This is a genomic window from Thioclava sp. GXIMD2076 (genome assembly GCF_037949795.1).
GTDB classification, from domain to species: domain Bacteria; phylum Pseudomonadota; class Alphaproteobacteria; order Rhodobacterales; family Rhodobacteraceae; genus Thioclava; species Thioclava kandeliae.
The window spans coordinates 2,054,927-2,073,341 of the sequence record NZ_CP149932.1 but is presented as its reverse complement, the minus strand read 5'-3'; the positions used below and the strand labels follow the sequence as shown (position 1 = coordinate 2,073,341).

At 60.4% G+C, this 18,415-nt stretch carries 17 protein-coding genes and 1 tRNA gene; 8 read left to right on the top strand and 10 right to left on the bottom strand.

Going from position 1 to position 18,415, the window contains the following annotated elements; all coding sequences use genetic code 11:
- The gene (locus tag WDB91_RS10200; protein ID WP_339112455.1) at nucleotides 1-1,209 is read left to right on the top strand and encodes a cytochrome b/b6 domain-containing protein; all 1,209 of its coding nucleotides are present in this window, start codon (nucleotides 1-3) and stop codon (nucleotides 1,207-1,209) included.
- A 108-nt stretch (nucleotides 1,210-1,317) separates the two neighbouring features.
- The gene (locus WDB91_RS10195; RefSeq protein ID WP_339112454.1) at nucleotides 1,318-1,941 is read left to right on the top strand and encodes a DNA-3-methyladenine glycosylase I; all 624 of its coding nucleotides are present in this window, start codon (nucleotides 1,318-1,320) and stop codon (nucleotides 1,939-1,941) included.
- Between the two features lie 82 nt (nucleotides 1,942-2,023).
- Here the strand turns inward: WDB91_RS10195 and WDB91_RS10190 are convergent, their stop codons facing one another.
- From WDB91_RS10190 to WDB91_RS10175, 4 genes are all read right to left on the bottom strand, one after another.
- A complete protein-coding gene (locus tag WDB91_RS10190; protein ID WP_339112453.1) occupies nucleotides 2,024-2,605 on the bottom strand; it encodes a YceI family protein in 582 nt (193 codons plus the stop codon).
- A 115-nt stretch (nucleotides 2,606-2,720) separates the two neighbouring features.
- Nucleotides 2,721-4,415 (bottom strand): ferrous iron transporter B, encoded by a 1,695-nt coding sequence (locus WDB91_RS10185; RefSeq protein WP_339112452.1) that lies wholly within the window; start codon nucleotides 4,413-4,415, stop codon nucleotides 2,721-2,723.
- Nucleotides 4,415-4,597 (bottom strand): FeoB small GTPase domain-containing protein, encoded by a 183-nt coding sequence (locus WDB91_RS10180; protein ID WP_339112451.1) that lies wholly within the window; start codon nucleotides 4,595-4,597, stop codon nucleotides 4,415-4,417. Before WDB91_RS10180 ends, WDB91_RS10185 begins: the two co-directional genes overlap by 1 nt.
- Before the next feature lie 21 nt (nucleotides 4,598-4,618).
- Nucleotides 4,619-4,900 (bottom strand): FeoA family protein, encoded by a 282-nt coding sequence (locus WDB91_RS10175; protein WP_339112450.1) that lies wholly within the window; start codon nucleotides 4,898-4,900, stop codon nucleotides 4,619-4,621.
- A 370-nt stretch (nucleotides 4,901-5,270) separates the two neighbouring features.
- On the opposite strand from WDB91_RS10175, the gene WDB91_RS10170 reads away from it, so the two are divergent.
- Nucleotides 5,271-6,638 carry an NCS1 family nucleobase:cation symporter-1 gene (locus WDB91_RS10170; protein ID WP_339114503.1) on the top strand — a complete coding sequence of 456 codons (1,368 nt, stop codon included), beginning with the start codon at nucleotides 5,271-5,273 and terminating at the stop codon, nucleotides 6,636-6,638.
- Between the two features lie 39 nt (nucleotides 6,639-6,677).
- Here the strand turns inward: WDB91_RS10170 and WDB91_RS10165 are convergent, their stop codons facing one another.
- From WDB91_RS10165 to WDB91_RS10155, 3 genes are all read right to left on the bottom strand, one after another.
- Nucleotides 6,678-7,445, bottom strand: coding sequence for a DeoR family transcriptional regulator (locus WDB91_RS10165; protein ID WP_339112449.1), 768 nt, complete (start codon nucleotides 7,443-7,445; stop codon nucleotides 6,678-6,680).
- Between the two features lie 198 nt (nucleotides 7,446-7,643).
- Nucleotides 7,644-9,257 (bottom strand): FAD-dependent oxidoreductase, encoded by a 1,614-nt coding sequence (locus WDB91_RS10160; protein WP_339112448.1) that lies wholly within the window; start codon nucleotides 9,255-9,257, stop codon nucleotides 7,644-7,646.
- 176 nt (nucleotides 9,258-9,433) lie between these two features.
- Entirely contained in the window at nucleotides 9,434-9,583 is a 150-nt protein-coding gene (locus WDB91_RS10155; protein ID WP_339112447.1) for a hypothetical protein, read from the bottom strand.
- A gap of 208 nt (nucleotides 9,584-9,791) precedes the next feature.
- Between WDB91_RS10155 and WDB91_RS10150 the strand changes: the two genes are divergently transcribed.
- The gene (locus tag WDB91_RS10150) at nucleotides 9,792-10,511 is read left to right on the top strand and encodes an MIP/aquaporin family protein (protein WP_339112446.1); all 720 of its coding nucleotides are present in this window, start codon (nucleotides 9,792-9,794) and stop codon (nucleotides 10,509-10,511) included.
- Between the two features lie 61 nt (nucleotides 10,512-10,572).
- Nucleotides 10,573-12,066 (top strand): glycerol kinase GlpK, encoded by a 1,494-nt coding sequence (gene glpK, locus WDB91_RS10145; protein ID WP_339112445.1) that lies wholly within the window; start codon nucleotides 10,573-10,575, stop codon nucleotides 12,064-12,066.
- 241 nt (nucleotides 12,067-12,307) lie between these two features.
- Here the strand turns inward: glpK and glnA are convergent, their stop codons facing one another.
- The gene (gene glnA, locus WDB91_RS10140) at nucleotides 12,308-13,717 is read right to left on the bottom strand and encodes a type I glutamate--ammonia ligase (protein ID WP_339112444.1); all 1,410 of its coding nucleotides are present in this window, start codon (nucleotides 13,715-13,717) and stop codon (nucleotides 12,308-12,310) included.
- Nucleotides 13,718-13,788: 71 nt separating this feature from the next.
- Nucleotides 13,789-14,127: a P-II family nitrogen regulator gene (locus tag WDB91_RS10135; protein WP_339112443.1), complete on the bottom strand. Its 339-nt coding sequence runs from the start codon at nucleotides 14,125-14,127 to the stop codon at nucleotides 13,789-13,791.
- Between the two features lie 255 nt (nucleotides 14,128-14,382).
- Between WDB91_RS10135 and WDB91_RS10130 the strand changes: the two genes are divergently transcribed.
- Nucleotides 14,383-15,978 (top strand): NAD(P)H-hydrate dehydratase, encoded by a 1,596-nt coding sequence (locus tag WDB91_RS10130; RefSeq protein WP_339112442.1) that lies wholly within the window; start codon nucleotides 14,383-14,385, stop codon nucleotides 15,976-15,978.
- A 67-nt stretch (nucleotides 15,979-16,045) separates the two neighbouring features.
- Here the strand turns inward: WDB91_RS10130 and WDB91_RS10125 are convergent, their stop codons facing one another.
- Nucleotides 16,046-16,489 carry a Hint domain-containing protein gene (locus tag WDB91_RS10125; protein WP_339112441.1) on the bottom strand — a complete coding sequence of 148 codons (444 nt, stop codon included), beginning with the start codon at nucleotides 16,487-16,489 and terminating at the stop codon, nucleotides 16,046-16,048.
- Nucleotides 16,490-16,708: 219 nt separating this feature from the next.
- Here WDB91_RS10125 and WDB91_RS10120 point away from each other — a divergent pair.
- Nucleotides 16,709-16,793, top strand: a tRNA-Leu gene (locus WDB91_RS10120).
- Between the two features lie 258 nt (nucleotides 16,794-17,051).
- Complete coding sequence (tig, locus tag WDB91_RS10115; protein ID WP_339112440.1) at nucleotides 17,052-18,386, top strand: trigger factor; 1,335 nt, start codon at nucleotides 17,052-17,054, stop codon at nucleotides 18,384-18,386.
- The last annotated feature ends 29 nt before the right edge of the window (nucleotides 18,387-18,415 follow it).

The window sequence follows — 18,415 nt, the reverse complement described above, 5'->3', positions numbered from 1 at the left end:
ATGCTGACCAACACCCCGCTAAGCTATGGCATGATCGCGCGGAGCCTGCATTGGGCAATCGCCCTTCTGATCCTGAGCGCGATCGGGCTCGGGCTCTATGGCGAGAGCCTGCCGCGCAATGCCGAGACGACAGCCACGCTGCAAACGGTCTACAGCGCGCATAAGACGATCGGGGTCGCGACCTTCTTCCTCGCCATTCTGCGGGTAATCTGGGCGATGACCCAGACCCGCCCCGCGCCGCTCCATCCCGAACGGCGGCTGGAGACATGGGCCGCCGAGGTCGTGCATTTCGCGCTTTACGGCGCGATGTTCGCAATGCCGCTTTCGGGCTGGATCACCCATGCCGCCGAACAGGGCTTCGCACCGATCTGGTGGCCCTTCGGCCAGAGCCTGCCCTTCGTGCCAAAATCCGAAAGCCTCGCCCATGTGGCCGAGCATGTGCACAAGACCGCAGTCTGGGTGCTCTATGTCTCGCTGGCGCTCCATATCCTCGGTGTGCTCAAACATGTGGTGATCGACCGCGATGGCACGCTGGCGCGGATGACGCATGGCCGCTGGTCGGGGCGCGAGGACGCGGCCAAAGCCCATGGCTGTGCCGCTCTCGCCGCGCTGGTAATCTGGGTCGCCGTGATCCTCTTCGCGCTTCTGGGCGCGGCAGAGCGCATGGCGCAAGCGCCCAGGGACGCGCCTGCCGAACAACAAGCCACGCAAGCTCCCGCGCAACCTGCGGCGGGCAACTGGACCGTGACGCAGGGCAGCCTCGGCTTCAGCGTCGTACAGATGGGCAGCCCCGTGGAGGGCCATTTCGGGACCTGGACCGCCGATATCGATTATGACGAGAGCACCGGCACCGGCCATGTGAAGGTGATGATCGACACAACCAGCCTCGATCTGGGCTCGGTCACCGATCAGGCCAAAGGCACGGAATTCTTCGATACCTCGAAATTCAGCACCGCCACCTATGAGGCCGATATCACGCGCGAGGGCGCAGGCCCCGCCCATACCGCCAAAGGGACACTCACGCTGATCGGCAATACTGCCCCGCTCGAGCTGCCCTTCACCCTGAGCATCGATGGCGACACAGCCACGATGAAGGCTCAGATCCAGATCGACCGGCGCGACTGGAAAATGGGGGCGGCCTATCCTGACGAGGGCACGGTTGGCTTCCCCGTCACGATCAATGTGGACCTGACCGCGCAGAAATCCTGAGCGAACAGAACCGGGACAATGGTGTAAAGGGGGCGCTCGCGCCCCCTCTTTTTGCTTGCGCAAAAATTCAACCCCGAGGATATTTCAAGACAATGGAAGGGGTAAATCATGAACATGCTGGAGACAGGACCGGACGGGCTCTGCCGTTGTGGCTGGTGTATGCCGGATGCGCCGGAATTTTACCGCCGCTATCACGACGAGGAATGGGGCTTTCCGGTAGGCTGCGACACACGGCTTTTCGAGAAGATCTGCCTCGAGGGGTTCCAGAGCGGATTGAGCTGGCGCACCATTCTGGCCAAGCGCAAGAATTTCCGCGCGGCATTTGCGGGGTTCGACATCGACACGGTCGCGCGTTTTGACACGCACGATGTGGAGCGGCTGGTGCAGGATGCGGGTATCATCCGCCATCGCGGCAAGATCGAGGCGGCAATCAACAATGCCGGACGCGCGCTCGAGATGCGGGCGGAGTTCGGGTCACTGGCGGCGTTCTTCTGGTCTTACGAGCCACGCGAGGAGGAGCTGATGGAGCTGATGGTCGCGCCCAGTTCGCCCGTCTCGGTGCGGCTTTCGAAAGATCTCCGCAAGCGGGGCTGGAAATTCGTGGGACCGACCACGGCCTATGCGTTCATGCAGGCAATGGGGCTGATCAACGATCATGCGCAGGGCTGCATCACCCGCGAGGCAGTGGCGCGGGCACGGGCGGAGTTCGTGCGTCCCTCGCGAGTGGCATGAGACGGAAAATGCCCGCCGCGGGGTCCGCAGCGGGCATCCGAGTGGTGGAGCAGGCCGAAACGGGCCTGTGCCAAAACGGATCTTATTCGGCAGCCGCTTTCATCGCTTCGATCGAGATGCGGACCTGAACGTCATCCGAAACGTAGGGCGCATACATGCCCATGTCGAAATCCGAACGTTTGATCACGGTGGTTCCGTCGAAACCGACCCACGGTTTCTTTTCCATCGGATGCTCGCCCATCTGGGTCATGGTCGCGTCGATGGTGATGGGCTTGGTCACGCCATTCAGCGTCAGGTCGCCGGTGATCTTGCCGGTTTTCTCGCCAGTCACTTCGATCGAGGTCGATTTGAACGAGATTTCCGGATTGGCTTCGGCATCGAAGAAATCGGCGGTCAGGAAGTGCTTGGTGCGCGCATCCCAGCCGGTGATCAGGCTATCTGCCGGGAATTCGATCGAGACGGAGGATTTCGAGGGATCCTGCGCGTCGAACTCGATGGTGCCCTCGAACCCCGAGAACATGCCGGTGGTGGTCGAGAAACCGAGGTGGTTGTAGTCGAACACGATCTGGCTGTGGCTTGCGTCCAGTGTGTATTCTTCGGTGGCAGCATGGGCGATCGTGGTCATACCAAGCGCGAGGCCAGCGGCGAGGATCAAGGATTTCATCGGTATCTCCGAGGGTTGGACGATAAGGTCTGATCCGAAGATACCGCAGATTTGACTTCGCACAATTCCACAGATGCAAACAAAATATGTGCGATTTTGCACCACCCTTAGGCGATCATCCGCCCAGTGCCCGCACCAGATGATAGGCGATGAAGCTGAACACATAGGCCAGCCCGAACATATAGACCACCGTGACCCACATCCACCGCGCCGTGCCCGTCTCGCGCTTGATCACCGCCAGCGTCGACAGGCATTGTGGCGCGAAGATATACCATACCAGCAGCGACACGCCGGTCGCCAGCGGCCAATGCGCGGCCAGTGTCGACCCCAGCGCCGCCTCGCCACCCGAGACGGCATAGACCGTCGAGAGCCCCGCCACGGCGACCTCGCGTGCGGCCATCCCCGGCACCAGCGCAACACAAATCTGCCATGTGAAGCCGATGGGCGACAGGATCGGCTCGAGCAGATGCCCGATCATTGCGGCAAAACTGTAATTGATGGCGGGTTCGGAGGCACCTTCGGGCGGGAACGGGAAGGTCGAGAGCACCCAGACCACCACCGAGGCATAGAAGATGATGGTGCCCGCACGGCGCAGGAAGGCCCGCGCCCGCTGCCAGAGCCCCAGCACTACCCCGCGCAGCTGCGGGATCTTGTAATCGGGCAGATCCAGCATCAGGGGGGCGGCGATCTCGTTGCGACGCAACAGCAACCGGCTGACAAAAGCCACCAGCAGCGCCGAGATCACCCCGGCGGCAAAGAGGCCGAACATCACGAGCCCCTGCAACCCGATCCCGGGACCTATGCTGCGCGCGGGCACAAAGGCCCCGATCAGCAGCGTATAGACCGGGATGCGCGCCGAACAGGTCATCAGCGGCGCGATGAGGATCGTGGTCAGCCGGTCGCGCCGGTCATCGATGACCCGGGCCGACATGATCCCTGGCACGGCGCAGGCAAAACTCGACAGGAGCGGAATGAAAGCCCGCCCGTGCAGCCCCGCATGGCCCATGATCCGGTCCATCAGGAAGGCCGCACGTGCCATATAGCCCAGATCCTCGAGGATCAGGATGAAGGCGAAGAGGATCACGATCTGCGGCAGGAAGATGATCACCGAGCCGACACCTGCAATCGCACCATCAACAATCAATCCGCGCAAGAGCCCCTCGGGCAGAGCCGCCGAGACCGTGGCCGAGACCCAGTCGACGAAAACGGTGATCGCATCCATCAGAGGGGCCGCCCCCGCGAAAACGGCCTGGAACATCGCGAACATCAGCACCAGTAGGAAGACCGGTCCGAAAAAGGGGTTGAGCAGGACCGTATCGATTTTCTCGGTCAGGCTTCTGGGCGCAACGGGCTTGTGAACGGTGCGGGCAATCAGGCCGTCGGCCTGACGCAGGGCCAAGCGCAGCTGGGCCGCGGTGGGTTCCTGCCACGTCATCGCGCTCCGCTCGGGCAGACCCTGTCCCAGCATCGCGTCGATCCGGGCCCAGAGCGTCTCCATCCCGCCACGGCGCACGGCCGTAGAGGTCACCACAGGCAGGCCCAGCTCCCGCTCCAGACGTTCGGCGTCGATCGTGATCCCGCGATGGCGCGCGATATCGATCATGTTCAGAACCACGAGTATCGGGATCCCGCACGCCCGAAGCTCCTGCGCCAGCCGCAGTCCGGGCCGCAAATGGGTGGCATCGGCCACCACCAGCAGCAGATCGATCTGACCTACATCCTTGCGCCGCCCCAGCACGACATCGCGCGTCACAACCTCATCGGGACTGCGGGCGCGCAGTGAATAGGTTCCGGGAAGGTCGATGACCATCAGCGCCTCCCGGCGGGCGTCACCGTCCGCCCGATCTTGCGCTCCACCGTCACACCGGAATAGTTCCCGACCCGCTGGTTGGCCCCCGTAAGGGCGTTGAAAAGAGATGTCTTGCCGCAATTGGGAGCGCCGATCAGCGCCAACCGCAAGGGACCATCCGCTCTGGCATCAGGCTCGAGCATAAATATACTCCGTCGGGAAACCTACTCCGTCAGGATCGCCATAGCATCGCGGCGGCGCAGCGCAACCGTTGCCTCGCCCACACGCACCGCAATCGGGTCACGCCCGAACGGGGCTTCATGGATGACCGAGATCTCGACGCCTTCGATGAAGCCCATCTCGATCAGACGCCGTTCCATTTCTTCGGGCGCCAGACGCCCGCTACCGGGGACCGGCAGGATACAGGCAACTCGGCCACGATAGCCCTTGCGCGCCTCTCCGAGAGCGAATGTCCGGTCGAGCGCATCGATCTGTCCGAGTTCCATGAGCGAATCCTTAACAGGTTACTTCCTGATAGATTGACTCGGATAAGCACCGCAACATTGCGATGGATCAAATCCCGAGAAAGTGAGCAAAAATATCAGGAATGGCCGCAGGCGCCGCCACCGACCGCCCGCGCCCCGATAACTGCCCATAAAACAGGCAGAATTGCGGATTTTGCAAGCATGCTTGGGGTTGGCGCGAGTCCGGAATCGAATTTCTCGGTGACTGCTGTTTAGCCTGACCCTGTCCGCAGAGACATTTCATAAAAATGCGCAAGCCGCACGGGGACCCTATATGACCGATACCAGTTTCGATCCAGACCACACCTATCTGCCCTCCTCGCCGCATGACAGCGACCCGCTGGCACCGACCATGCCGCATGAAAAAACATGGGGTTGGTTCGCCATCTTCAACATCTGGGCGAATGATATCCAGTCGCTCTTCGGCTATTCGCTGGTGGCCTCGCTCTTCATCTCCTATGGCGTCAGCGGCTGGACGGCCTTTGCGGCGCTGATTGTTGCGGGTCTGCTGGTAATGGCACTGGTCAATCTCTCGGGCGTGGCCGGACAGCGTTACGGCATCCCCTATCCGGTGCTCGCGCGCGCAAGCCAGGGCCTGCAGGGCGCGAAACTCCCCGCCATCCTGCGCGCGATCGTGGCCGTCTTCTGGTATGGCGTTCAGGTCTATTTCGCCTCCACCGCGCTGGCGCTCCTGATCCGCTCGGTCACGGGCATCACCTCGGGCGGCACCTTCCTCGGGCTCGGCACGATCGACTGGATCAGCTTCGTGCTTGTCTGGGCCTTCCATATCGTCATTTTCTGGCGTGGAATGAACTGGGTAGAGACCTTCCTTAACATCGCGGGTCCGTTCATCTATGCGGTGATGGTCGGGCTTCTGATCGTGCTCTGGGTGAAATCCGACGGCCAGCTCTGGTCGCAGGCCCAGACCATCTTCGCCAATCCCGACGGGACGGTCTGGACCGAGATCTCGGGCTTTATCGCCATTGTCGGCACGATGGTGTCCTATTTCGCGGCGGTGCTGATCAACTTCTCCGATTTCTCGCGCTATGCGAAATCGAAACGCGCGATGGTCCTCGGCAATCTCGCGGGGCTGCCGCTGAATATGGTGATCTTCTCGGCACTTGCCCTCCTGACCACCGCAGGCGCCGCTGTCGTCTATGGCGAGGAAATCATCAACCCCACCGCTATCGTGGAACGCACCGATAGCGTGATCCTCGGCATCATCGCCGCGATCACCTTTTTTGCCGCGACCGTGGGCATCAATCTGGTAGCCAATTTTATTCCGGCGGTGAACGGCATTGCAAGTCTGGCCCCGCGCCATATCAGCTTCCGCATGGCGGGCGCGATCACCTCGGGCTTTGCGCTGGTGATCGGCGGGCTCTGGGTGAGCTTCATCGCCGATGTCGGAATCTCTGGCTTTGTCAATACGTTGGGCGCCACTCTTGCACCGCTTTACGGGATCATGATTGCCGATTACTTCCTGCTGCGAAAGGGTCATCTCGACAAGAAAGACCTCTATGCGCGCTCGGGCGGACGCTACCACTACAAGAACGGCTGGAATGACGCGGCCCTGATCGCCTTCATCATCGCGGCCATCTTCTCGGTCGCGACCGTCTGGGTGCCTGTGCTGGCTGTGCTCTCGGGCTATGCGTGGATCTTCGGCGCACTCTTGGGCGGGATCATCTACCGCGTGCTCGCCCCCTCGCGCGTGATTATCTGACGCGCCACATCAACAAAACCCGCCAAGCCATTGATAGACTTATGGCTTGGCGACATGCACCGAAACATTCGACGCCTTGAGGACATCCGTATAAGGCGCACCGGGCAATGCATCGATGAAGAGACCATCAAGGTCATCGAGATGGCCGAGCTTCACCATCGCCCGACGCCCGAATTTCGTATGATCGGTGGCAAGGAAGGTCGTGCGCGAATTGGCAATGATCGCTTGCGCCACCTGCACCTCGCGATAGTCGAAATCAAGAAGCGTGCCATCCTCGTCGATCCCCGAAATCCCGATGATCCCGAAATCGACCTTGAACTGGTTGATGAAGCCGATGGTCGCCTCGCCCACCACCGCCAGATCGCGCTTGCGCACCTGACCACCAGCGATGGTGATGTCGAAATCCTCGCGTTGCGACAGCAGCGTGACCACATTGATATTATTGGTCACCACATGCAGCTCTTTCTTGCCCAGCAATGCCTGCGCGATGGCCTCGGTCGTGGTGCCGATATTAAGAAAGATCGAGGCGCCATCAGGAATATGGGCAGCCACCATCTCGCCGATCCGTGCCTTCTCATGCGCCATTTCCTCGCGGCGGCGCGCATGATCGCGGTTACGGGTATTGGTCATCAGGCTCGCCCCCCCATGATAGCGGTGCAAGATCCCCATATCACAGAGCAGTTTGATATCGCGCCGGATGGTCTGTGGCGTCACGTCCAGACGCACGGCAATATCCTCGATCCCGACAAAACCCTCCGAACGGGCAATTTCGGTAATCTGGTTCTGGCGTTGGGTGAGCGTGGACATCGCAACCTTGCTCCGCTGGGGCACTGACTGCCCCTAATTGGCGAGGCGAAGCCAAATCTGTCAAGAGCTTACGGGCGGCTTTCCACCACCGAGGCGCTTTGGCTCGCGAGACCGGACTGGCCCATTTCGTCCGGTCCCACGAGCCCCACGTCCTCCGCATGACAGATGATCAGTGCATGCGGGAACGGTTTTTACGGCTCAGAGCGCGACGGTTGTGCGCTCCTCGGCCAAAGCCACTTCGGCGTCACGGCGTGCGCTGTCCCATCCGGCCTCCGCCGTCATCAGATCGGCCACACGGGAGATTGCGGCATTGGCCGCACGGCTATCGACATGCGTCAGCGTCATCCGGCGGCACAGCACATCGGCCACGCGCTGCGCGGATTCGTGGCGCATCGTATAAAGCACCTCGGCCTCGATATAGGGATGCGCCTCGGCCAGACGGGTCGCCAGACCTTCCTCGCGCGCCATCTCCGCCACAACAGGTGCACGGTCGCCATAGGAATGATGCAGATGCTCGGCCACATCCAGCGGCAACCCGAAATCGCGCGCCAGATCGCCCGCGCCTCCGGCCACATAGCCCTCGGCCCCCAGAAGTTTCATGTCATGGGTCAGACAGGGCTTCAGCCCTGCGAACTCACCCCCGGCAATCACCTTGTCCACGGCCTCCTCGGCCATGTAGCGATAGGTCGTCCATTTACCGCCCGAGATGGTGATAAGACCCGAATTATCCTCGATAATCACATGATCTCGCGCCAGCTCAGCAGTGTCTTTAGCCTCGGGATTAAAGACCAGCGGGCGGATACCGGACCAAGCCGATTTCACATCCGCACGGGTCACGTTGATGTCGAAATAGCGTTTCACATAGTCCAGAAGGTAAGCGATATCCTCTTCGGATACGGTCGGATGGTCCACCACCTCGCAGGAGGTATCGGTGGTGCCCACCAGCGCCTGCCCCTGCCACGGCAGGATGAAGACCACACGCCCGTCATCGGTTTGCGGGATCAGGAGCCCTTCATCGGGCGGCACGAAGGAGCTGTCGAGCAGGATATGGATGCCCGAGGAGCCCTTCAGGATCGGCTTCGCATCGGCATGGTCCATCTGGCGGATCGCATCGGCAAAGGGACCAGTCGCATTGACGACCTTCTTGGCGCGGATCGAGAAGCTCTCGCCGGTCAGCGCATCCTCGACATTGGCACCGGTGATCTTGCCCGCCTCATGGGTCAGGCCGGTAACGGCGATATGGTTGGCCATCACAGCGCCTGCGCGCTCGGCGGTCATCGCCAGCGTCACACACATCCGGCAATCGACAAACTGGCCATCATAATATTGCACCACGGCCTTGAGCCCCTTGGAGCGCAGCATCGGGAACCGCGCCTTGGCCTTCTTGGCGCTGATCACCTTGGAATGGCCGATATTCATCTTGCCCGACAGGAGGTCGTAGAGCTTCAGCCCGGCATAGAGATAGGGCACCTGCAGCCAGCTATAGACCGGCGTAATGAGCGGCAGCGGGCGCGACAGGTGCGGCGCGTTGCGCAACAACGCGCCACGCTCGTGCAACGCATGGCGCACCAGATCATACTGCCCCTTGTCGAGTTTTTTCATCGCCGCTTCGAGATAGCGCACGCCGCCATGCACCAGCTTGGTCGAGCGACTGGAGGTGCCTTCGGCAAAGTCGTAACGTTCGACAAGCGCGACCTTGAGCCCACGCGTCGCCGCATCCACCGCAATGCCGCACCCGGTCGCGCCACCGCCGATGATCAAGAGATCGTAGGTCTCGTTGCTTTGCAGTTTGGCAAGTGTCTCAGCGCGCATCAGTCAGCCTCGTGCGGGAAATGGAAATATGGCGGAGATCCCCGCTCAGTCACTCAGATAGCCTTATGTTCGGTTTTTTTCAAGTGAAAGCATTATGACATAGCGTCGCGACGAAAAAATCGGAGATTCATGCAATTTCCCATACAATCACGGGCTTTCTCTAATCATGATTAGAATCAGCGGCGATAATTTGTTCTTTCAGAACCCAGACGAACATTGGATATTTTTCCAACATACAGCCATATCGCCAGCGCAATACCAAAATCTTCGATTCGGCTGCGCGTCTGCCCATCAGTTTCAATTGCCGCAATGTCATCCGCTAACATTCAAAAACCATATTGACGAGATGTTCGTTTGCGCAGATTTTCAGTTCATAATTTTCGATTCCGAACATTTTGCCCTTGCTCGGATGGAGAATCGAAATTACGCGTGGCCTCGTAGCTATGGAGGAGACCGGGCGGCATAAGAGGAATATGCCAAACGGGAGACGGTCACAGCGAACTGTTTTGAGGGCCTATTGAGGGGGGAGGAAGCATGGACTTCTTTCTGAGCGAACTTGTCGGGACGGCTGTCCTGACACTTTTCGGCTGCGGTGTCGTGGCCAACGTGCTTTTGGCAAAATCCAAAGGGTTCAACGGCGGATGGATTGTCATCGCCTTCGGGTGGGGTTTGGCCGTGACCTTCGGCGTCTACGTCGCGGGTAAATATTCCGGCGCACATCTGAACCCCGCTTTGACCATCGCCTTTGCCATGACCGGCCAGCTGCCTTGGGCTGATGTGCCTGTCTATATCGCGGGCCAGATGCTCGGCGGTATCCTTGGCGGTATCCTGACCTATCTGATGTATCTGCCCCACTGGGCCGAAACCGAGGATGCGGATCTGAAGCTTGCGGTCTTCTGCACGCAGCCCGCGATCAAGAACACACCCGCCAACTTTCTCTCGGAATTCCTGGGAACGGCCGTGTTGATGTTCGGGCTGAGCTGCATCGGGGCGAATACATTCGCCGATGGTCTCAATCCGCTGATCGTCGGCTTCTTCATTCTGGCCATCGGCCTTTCGCTGGGCGGTCCGACCGGCTATGCGATCAACCCTGCCCGTGATCTTGGCCCGCGCATCGCGCATGCGCTGATGCCGATCAGAGGAAAACGCGATAGCGACTGGGGCTATGCATGGCTGCCCGTTATCGCCCCGATCTGTGGCGCCATCACCGGCGCTTACCTGTATGCAGCACTCGTCACCCCCGTGGCGGGCTGAACCAAAGAGGAACGGGATGTGACCGCCCATACGGCGCATCTCTTTAGGGAAGGAACATGACATGACCAAGAAATACGTTCTTGCCATCGATCAGGGCACGACCAGCTCGCGTGCCATCCTGTTCGACAAAGCCGGCCATATCGTCCACACGACCCAGAAGGAATTCGAGCAGATCTTCCCCAAACCGGGTTGGGTCGAACATAACGCGATGGAGATCTGGTCCTCGGTGCAGTCGGTCGTGGCGGAGCTTCTGTCGAATGCCGAAGTCTCCTCGGACGAGATCGCCTCGATCGGGATCACCAACCAGCGTGAAACCGCTGTGGTTTGGGACAAAAAAACCGGTCGTCCGGTCTATAACGCGATCGTGTGGCAGTCACGTCAGACGCTCGATGTCTGCAAGGAGTTGAAGGCCAAGGGCCTCGACGAGACTTTCCGCGACAAGACGGGCCTGCTGATCGACGCCTATTTCTCCGGCACCAAGGTGAAATGGATCCTCGATAATGTGCCGGGCGCGCGCGAGAAGGCCGATGCCGGCGATCTTCTCTTCGGGACGATCGACACATGGCTCGTGTGGAAGCTGACCGGTGGCGAGGTCCATGTGACCGATTACACCAATGCCTCGCGCACGCTGATGTATAATATCTTCGACCTGAAATGGGACGAGGAGCTCTTGGAGCACCTGACCGTTCCGGCTTCGATGCTGCCCGAGGTGCGCCCCTCCTCCGAAGTCTATGGCACCACCCATCGCGATGCGTTCCAGGGCATCCAGCTGCCCATCGCGGGTATGGCGGGGGACCAGCAGGCTGCCCAATTCGGCCAGCTCTGCTTCGAGAAAGGCATGGCAAAGAACACCTATGGCACCGGCTGTTTCATGCTGATGACCACGGGCGAGCGTCCGGTGAAATCCGAAAACGGCCTTCTAACGACCATCGCCTGGGGTGTGGACGGTCGTGTCGAATATGCGCTCGAAGGCTCGATCTTTGTCGCGGGCTCGGCCATCCAGTGGCTGCGCGACGGGCTGCGGATGTTCCGCAATGCCAAGGAATCCGAGGTCTATGCAGGCCGTGTCGGCGATAGTGATGGCGTCTATGTCGTGCCCGCCTTCGTGGGCCTCGGGGCGCCCTACTGGGATTCGGAAGTGCGGGGCGCGGTGTTCGGCCTGACCCGTGGCACCTCCAAGGAGCACTTCATTCGCGCGACGCTGGAATCGCTGTGCTACCAGACCAAGGATGTCCTTTCGGCGATGGAAGCCGATAGCGGCATCGAACTGGCGAAGCTGCGTGTCGATGGCGGTGCCGTAGCCAATGACCTCCTTCTCCAGATCCAGTCCGACATCCTCGGCAAGGAGGTCGAGCGTCCGACCGTGATCGAGACCACGGCGCTCGGCGCGGCCTATCTGGCCGGTCTGGCCGTGGGCTTCTGGGCCTCCAAGGACGAGCTGGTCGAGATGGCCTCGGTGGACCGCTCCTTCGAGCCCAAGATGGAACAGGCCGAATCCGACCGCCTCTATGCGGGCTGGCAGAAAGCCGTGAAAGCCACGATGGCCTTCAAGTAACTCCCTGCGTCCGGTCGTATCCTCCCTTACACCGGACCCGTAAAGGCCGCCCTTCGGGGCGGCCTTTTGCGTGGAGCAATCGCGCATAGGCCCGTGATCCTGACCCCAGGACAGCATCTCACACACAACCTTAAGTTTATATCGCAACCGCTTTGCGCATATAGAAAAAGCGCCACCATTTCTGGTGACGCTTTCGATCTGTCCCGTGTTCCGGCCAGAATGTCTGGCCGGAGCGGACCGATTAGCAGCTGTAATACATCTGGTATTCGATCGGGTGCGGGGTGTGCTCGTAGGCGTAGACTTCTTCCCACTTGAGCGCGATGTAGCCTTCCAGCATGTCCTTGGTGAACACGTCACCTGCGGTCAGGAAGTCCATATCGGCTTCGAGCGATTCCAGAGCTTCACGCAGCGAGCCGCAAACGGTCGGGATTGCTGCGAGTTCTTCGGCCGGAAGATCATAGAGATCCTTGTCCGATGCCGGGCCCGGATCGATCTTGTTCTTGATGCCGTCGAGGCCGGCCATCATCAGTGCTGCGAAGCACAGATAGGGGTTTGCCGACGGATCGGGGAAGCGGGCTTCGACGCGCTTGGCTTTCGGCGAGTTGGTCCACGGAATACGGACGCAGCCCGAACGGTTGCTTGCCGAATACGCACGCAGAACCGGAGCCTCGAAGCCCGGGATCAGACGCTTGTAGGAGTTGGTCGACGGGTTGGTCAGCGCGTTCAGAGCTTTCGCGTGCTTGAGGATACCACCAATGAAGTAGAGGGCCTCTTGCGACAGGTCTGCGTATTTGTCGCCAGCGAAGAGCGGCTTGCCGTCTTTCCAGATCGACATGTTGACGTGCATACCCGAGCCGTTATCGCCTTTCATCGGCTTCGGCATGAAGGTTGCCGATTTGCCATAGGCGTGCGCCACGTTGTGGATGACGTATTTGTATTTCTGGATGTTATCGGCTTGCTCGGTGAGCTGGCCGAAGATCATGCCCAGTTCGTGCTGGCAGGTCGCCACTTCGTGGTGGTGCTTGTCGACCTTGATGCCCATACGCTTCATGGTCGAGAGCATCTCGCCACGCAGGTCTTGGGCTTCGTCGACAGGGTTCACCGGGAAGTAGCCGCCCTTGTGGCCGGCGCGGTGACCGAGGTTGCCCATTTCCGACGGGGTGTCGGTGTTCCATGCCGCCGCTTCCGCGTCGATCTGGAAGGACACTTTTGCCGGCGTGACCGAGTAGCGCACGTCGTCAAAGAGGAAGAATTCGGCTTCGGGGCCGAAGAAGGCCGCATCGCCGATACCCGAGGATTTCAGATAGGCTTCTGCTTTGGCCGCAACCTGACGCGGGCAACGCTCATAGGCTTCGTTGGTGTCGGGCTCGACAACCGCGCAGTGCACGCAGAGGGTTTTCTCGGCGTAGAAGGGGTCGATATAGACCGAAGACGCGTCGGGGATCAGTTTCATATCCGACTTGTCGATCGACTTCCAACCGGCGATCGAAGAACCGTCGAACATGAAGCCTTCTTCGAAGAAGTCTTCGTCAACCAGATCAGCGACCAGAGTCACGTGCTGAAGTTTACCGCGCGGATCGGTGAAGCGAACATCAACGTATTCGACTTCTTCGTCCTTCATCAGCTTGAGGGCGTCCTTAACAGAGCTCATTCGTAGCAACCCTTTCGTTGAGCAATAAGGCGCCGGACATTACGTCCGACATAGGTTGAGGCGAGAGGCGATCAGATCGCGTCGTCGCCGGTTTCGCCGGTCCGGATGCGGATCGCTTCCTCGACAGGCGAGATGAATATCTTGCCGTCACCGATTTTCTCGGTGCGCGCAGCAGATGTGATCGCGTCGACAGCGGCTTCCACCATGTCGTCCGAAATCACCATCTCGATTTTCACCTTGGGAAGGAAATCTACAACATACTCGGCTCCACGATAGAGCTCGGTATGCCCCTTCTGGCGACCGAAGCCTTTGACTTCGATGACAGACAGGCCTTGGATACCAGCCTCTTGGAGAGCTTCTTTCACTTCATCCAGTTTGAACGGTTTGATGATCGCTTCGATCTTTTTCATTCCGTCGACTCCTCCGTCTTGGCCTTCACGGCACTCTCAACACTTTCCAACGCCCCCCGCAATCGACTAGGCTCATCTTATCCAAGCGAGACTTAGGATTCCGGTTATCACGCCCATTTATGCATCACGATGCACATTTATAGGGCTGTTTGTAAACAGCAAGGCCACGAATTGAGCGAAATTCTTACAACTGCCCAAATGCGCGCCGCAGAACAAAGCGCTTTGTCGAAGAAACTGACAGATGAAGATCGGCTGATGGCGCTCGCAGGCGCCGGTGTCGTGGCAGCGATGGTGAAATATTGGCCGCAGCTGATCGAGCTGGAAGAGAGTGCCGATCCTCCATCTGCGGTTATTCTCTGTGGTCCGGGAAATAATGGCGGGGATGGCTATGTTGTCGCCCAGCATCTGGCCCTGCGCGGCTGGGAGGTCGAGATCCTGCGCGATCCGAGCAAGCTGCCGCAAGGTGCCGCCGGAACGGCCATGCGCTCCCTGCCCGACACGGTCACGGTGCAGGATTTCGCGATGGCCGCGACCGGCCACCGGCCCGATATACTGGTTGATGCGCTTTTCGGCATCGGCTGCACACGCCCGCTCTCGCCCGAGCATCTGGCCCTGTTCACCCAAACAGCGGCCCGCCCGCCCCGTCGCGGCCTCGCCCGCTGGCGCCATGTCATGAAACTTGTCGCGGTCGATTGCCCCTCGGGGCTCGATCTCGATCGTGGGGTTTTCCTCGCCCCCGATCCCGTATCCCCCAAGGATACCGATGCGTTCGAGCAATGGAGCGCCGCCGAGTCGCACCGCCAGATCGCCGCTGATCTTTGCGTCACCTTCCACCAGCCAAAGCCCGGCCATGTCATGTCCGCGATTGCGGGTCGCAGGCTGGAGGTGGTTGATATAGGGCTGCCCGACGGGCCCAGTCAGGATGCGGCCTCCCTCATCGACCGGCCCAAAACGGCGGGCGCACTCCGGCTCGTGGATCCTGTGCGCGGCAATCGTACCAACACGTTCCGTCGATGGTATCAGAGCATCACCCGCCTCGATCAGGCCGCCCATAAATACCAGCGCGGCCATGCGATGGTTCTCTCGGGCGGGCTGGCTCAGGGCGGAGCGGCACGGATGGCGGCACGGGCAGCATTGCGTATCGGCGCTGGCGCGGTGACCATTGCCGCGCCGCAATCCGCCATTCCGGAAACCGCAGCCCAGATCAATGCACTGATGCTGCGCGCCCTGCCCGACAGCTATACGCTGCGCGGCTGGATGGCCGACGAGCGGCTGCGCGCGCTCTGCCTGGGCCCCGGGCTCGGACATAAACGCGCGCAGGAAATGGTGCCCGCCGTCCTTTGGGGCAAACGTGCCACGGTTCTTGATGCCGATGCCCTGTCCTGCTTCTCCGAGGATCCATCCGTCCTCTTCAACCACCTGCATCCGAACTGCATCCTGACCCCGCATGAAGGAGAGTTCCGCACGCTGTTCCCCGATCTTGCCGCAGGGCTCGGTCAGGGCAAGGACCGGATCGAGATCACCCGACGGGCGGCCGAACGCGCAGGCGCGGTGGTTCTCCTCAAGGGCGCTGTGACGGTCATCGCGCGTCCTGATGGCTGTGCTTCTGTCCATCCCGCCATCCGCGAACGCGCGGTGCCATGGCTTGCAACGGCGGGCGCGGGCGATGTGCTTGCGGGGATGATCACCGGCCTTCTGGCGACCCAACCGCCCGAAGCGGTCGATCTTCTGGGCGCGGCGGAGCTGGCGGTCTGGATGCATGTCGAGGCGGCGCGGCAGTTCGGACCGGGGTTGATTGCCGAGGATCTGCCTGACGAGTTGCCCGCCCTCATGCGCTCGCTTTTTCTGTGAGCGCTGCAGGAAACACTGAAGCCGGGCGAGATGCCCGGCTTTTCACCTGATCCGACCGGATTGCGGCTCAGGCGCGCTCGGCAGGCTGGTCCACGGTTGCAGCCGCAACCTCGACGCCTTCCGCAAAAACCGTCTCGGGCGCGTCGAAATGCAACATATAAAGATAGATAGACCGCCCCGATACGGCCTGCACCAGCGTGCCATCGCACAGGCGCGCCGCTTCGATCTCGGCCTCGGCTGCGCCGTAAAGGGCCTCGGCGCGCCAGCCACTCACCCGCAGACGGGTGCGCGCGCCAACATAGAGCGGGCCCTGCGGACGCCCGTGCCCTATCGAACCTGCAGTCACGCACAACACATCGCGATCGGCCTGCTGGACCGAGACCGCGCGCAGCACGCGCATCCCCGAGCGGGTCACGATCCTGTCGCCAGGACCAAGATATTCAATCGGCAGATCCCCCTCGAGGGTCCGGATCTGGGCCCCTTGCGCGATTCCCGCCACCGCAGAAACCATCTCTGCCGATCGGACACCCTGCGCTCCGCCCGCAGTATCGAGGCCGTAAACTATTGTAGCTGCCTGCTTTTCCATACTGTGCCTGCTCGTTGGTAAATTCGCGATTGGCCGCGTTATCTATTTCTTTACCAACCTTACGTGAATTTTCGCCTGCGATAACAGAAAAGTGCAAAAAGCCTCTTGCATGTCCGAAAGGCGTTGCTAAAAGGCGACGCAGATGCGGGTGTGGCGAAATTGGTAGACGCACCAGATTTAGGTTCTGGCGCCTAACGGCGTGGGGGTTCAAGTCCCTCCACCCGCACCACTCCACCGAAAAGACATACACCACGCGGCGTCTGAACCGTTCCCGAATGACGCGGCTCGCGCTTTTGCGGCCCCTATATCGGAGCAAAGGCGCGATTCACGCCCGGTCCGGCCCCGAACGCACTCTTTTATGACGATCCGGCCCTTCGAACGCCGAGTTTCACCTTGCTTCCATGAGTGCCGCCCCATAGAACGACGCGTGAAAAATGAGCTTGCCTGCCGCGCATTGACTCGCGGCATTCACAGAGAAGGAAATCACATGCAGGTCACCGAGACCCTCAACGAAGGCCTCAGCCGCGGCTACGAAATCACCATCACCGGCGCCGAGCTCGAAGAGAAAGTCACGGCCAAGCTCAAGGAAGCCCAGCCCGAGATCGAGCTGAAAGGCTTCCGCAAGGGCAAGGTCCCGATGCCGATGCTGAAAAAGCAGTTCGGTGCGCGTATCATGGGCGAGACCATGCAGGAATCGATCGACGGCGCGATGAACGAGCATTTCGAGAAATCGGGTGACCGTCCGGCGATGCAGCCGAAAGTCGAGATGAAAGACGGCGAGAACTGGAAAGAGGGCGACGACGTTGTGGTCACCGTTTCCTATGAAGCGCTGCCCGAGATCCCCGAGTTCGACGCCTCCGACATCAAACTCGAGCGCCTCGTTGTGACCCCCGCCGACGAAGCCGTGACCGAAGCGCTCGAAGGTCTGGCCAAGAACGCACAGAACTTCGAAAAGCGCCGCAAGGGCACCAAGTCGAAAGAAGGCGATCAGGTTGTGATCGACTTCGAGGGCTTCGTGGATGACGTGGCCTTCGAAGGCGGCAAAGGCGAGGACTATCCGCTGGTGCTCGGCTCCAACTCCTTCATCCCGGGCTTCGAAGACCAACTGGTCGGCGCCAAGGAAGAGGAAGAAGTCGAAGTCAAAGTGACCTTCCCCGAGGCCTATCAGGCCGAGCATCTGGCAGGCAAAGAAGCCCTGTTCAAATGCACCGTCAAAGAAGTCCGCGGCCCGAAAGAAGCCGAGATCGATGACGAGCTGGCGAAGAAATTCGGCGCAGAAGACCTCGAAGCTCTGAAAGCACAGATCAAAGAGCGTCTGGGCGAAGAGTATAAGGGTGCCTCGCGCCAGATCCTGAAGCGTGGCCTTCTGGATGCGCTCGACGGGAAAGTGTCGTTCGACCTGCCGCCGACGCTGGTTGACGCGGAAGCCAACCAGATCGCACACCAGCTCTACCACGAAGAGCATCCCGATGATCACGGCCATGACCATGGCGCGATCGAACCGACCGACGAGCACAAGAAGCTCGCCGAGCGCCGCGTGCGTCTGGGCCTCCTGCTCGCCGAAATCGGCCGCAAGCAAGAGATCGAAGTGACCGATGCGGAAATGACCCAAGCGGTCATGATGCAAGCGCGTCAGTATCCGGGTCAGGAACGTCAGTTCTTCGAGTTCATCCAGCAGAACCCGCAGATGCAACAGCAGCTGCGCGCGCCGATCTTCGAAGACAAGGTTGTCGACTTCATCGTTGAGAAAGCGGAAGTCACCGACAAGGACGTCACCAAGGAAGAACTGCAAAAAGCAATCGAAGCTCTGGACGAACTCTGAGCTTTCCGATCTGCAGATTGGAGGAAACG

Bases quoted from the DNA above. Each gene is read 5' to 3' on its own strand.
- WDB91_RS10155 (WP_339112447.1), bottom strand. From the start codon at position 9,583: ATGTTAGCGGATGACATTGCGGCAATTGAAACTGATGGGCAGACGCGC.
- WDB91_RS10135 (WP_339112443.1), bottom strand. From the start codon at position 14,127: ATGAAAAAGATCGAAGCGATCATCAAACCGTTCAAACTGGATGAAGTG.
- WDB91_RS10175 (WP_339112450.1), bottom strand. From the start codon at position 4,900: ATGGAACTCGGACAGATCGATGCGCTCGACCGGACATTCGCTCTCGGA.
- WDB91_RS10200 (WP_339112455.1), top strand. From the start codon at position 1: ATGCTGACCAACACCCCGCTAAGCTATGGCATGATCGCGCGGAGCCTG.
- WDB91_RS10165 (WP_339112449.1), bottom strand. From the start codon at position 7,445: ATGTCCACGCTCACCCAACGCCAGAACCAGATTACCGAAATTGCCCGT.
- WDB91_RS10125 (WP_339112441.1), bottom strand. From the start codon at position 16,489: ATGGTTTCTGCGGTGGCGGGAATCGCGCAAGGGGCCCAGATCCGGACC.
- WDB91_RS10160 (WP_339112448.1), bottom strand. From the start codon at position 9,257: ATGCGCGCTGAGACACTTGCCAAACTGCAAAGCAACGAGACCTACGAT.
- WDB91_RS10195 (WP_339112454.1), top strand. From the start codon at position 1,318: ATGAACATGCTGGAGACAGGACCGGACGGGCTCTGCCGTTGTGGCTGG.
- WDB91_RS10180 (WP_339112451.1), bottom strand. From the start codon at position 4,597: ATGCTCGAGCCTGATGCCAGAGCGGATGGTCCCTTGCGGTTGGCGCTG.
- WDB91_RS10185 (WP_339112452.1), bottom strand. From the start codon at position 4,415: ATGGTCATCGACCTTCCCGGAACCTATTCACTGCGCGCCCGCAGTCCC.
- WDB91_RS10190 (WP_339112453.1), bottom strand. From the start codon at position 2,605: ATGAAATCCTTGATCCTCGCCGCTGGCCTCGCGCTTGGTATGACCACG.
- tig (WP_339112440.1), top strand. From the start codon at position 17,052: ATGCAGGTCACCGAGACCCTCAACGAAGGCCTCAGCCGCGGCTACGAA.
- WDB91_RS10150 (WP_339112446.1), top strand. From the start codon at position 9,792: ATGGACTTCTTTCTGAGCGAACTTGTCGGGACGGCTGTCCTGACACTT.
- glnA (WP_339112444.1), bottom strand. From the start codon at position 13,717: ATGAGCTCTGTTAAGGACGCCCTCAAGCTGATGAAGGACGAAGAAGTC.
- WDB91_RS10170 (WP_339114503.1), top strand. From the start codon at position 5,271: ATGCCGCATGAAAAAACATGGGGTTGGTTCGCCATCTTCAACATCTGG.
- glpK (WP_339112445.1), top strand. From the start codon at position 10,573: ATGACCAAGAAATACGTTCTTGCCATCGATCAGGGCACGACCAGCTCG.
- WDB91_RS10130 (WP_339112442.1), top strand. From the start codon at position 14,383: ATGGCGCTCGCAGGCGCCGGTGTCGTGGCAGCGATGGTGAAATATTGG.